At 75.8% G+C, this 575-nt stretch carries 1 protein-coding gene; it reads right to left on the bottom strand.

The annotated features are described in order from the left end of the window. Positions 1–575: glycoside hydrolase family 3 N-terminal domain-containing protein (locus FOE67_RS27290; protein WP_182667488.1), on the bottom strand; the 575-nt coding region annotated here is incomplete at both ends.

Consider the following 575-nt stretch of genomic DNA (forward strand, 5'->3'; position numbering starts at 1 on the left):
TCGCGTCCATCTCCATGCCGTCGGTGACGACGACCCCGTCGAAGCCGAGGCCGCCCTCGGCGACCGGGGCCCGCAGCAGGTCGGTGAGCACGGCGGGGCTGAGGGTGCCGGGCAGCTCGGGGTCGAGGGCGGGCACGAGGATGTGCGCGCTCATCACGCTGCGGGTGCCGGCGGCGATCGCGGCCCGGAAGGGCAGCAGCTCGCGCGCGGTCAGGGTGTCGCGGTCCACGCCGATGCGGGGCATCGCCAGGTGGCTGTCCACGTCGGTGTCGCCGTGGCCGGGGAAGTGCTTGACGCAGGCGGCGACGCCGGCGGACTGCAGTCCCTCGACGTACGCGACGGTGTGCCGCGCGACCAGCTCCGGGTCGGCGCCGAAGGAGCGGGAGCCGATGACCGGGTTGTCGGGGTTGGAGTTGACGTCGGCGGAGGGCGCCCAGTTGAGGGTGACGCCGCGGGCCACCAGGCGGCGGCCGATGTCGGCGGCGACCGCCCGGGTGAGGTCGGGGTCGTCGACGGCGCCCAGGGCGAGGGAGCCCGGCACGGAGGAGCCGGTGCGCACCTCCAGGCGGGTGACG

It is taken from the genome of Streptomyces calidiresistens (assembly GCF_014141525.1).
GTDB classification, from domain to species: domain Bacteria; phylum Actinomycetota; class Actinomycetes; order Streptomycetales; family Streptomycetaceae; genus Streptomyces; species Streptomyces calidiresistens.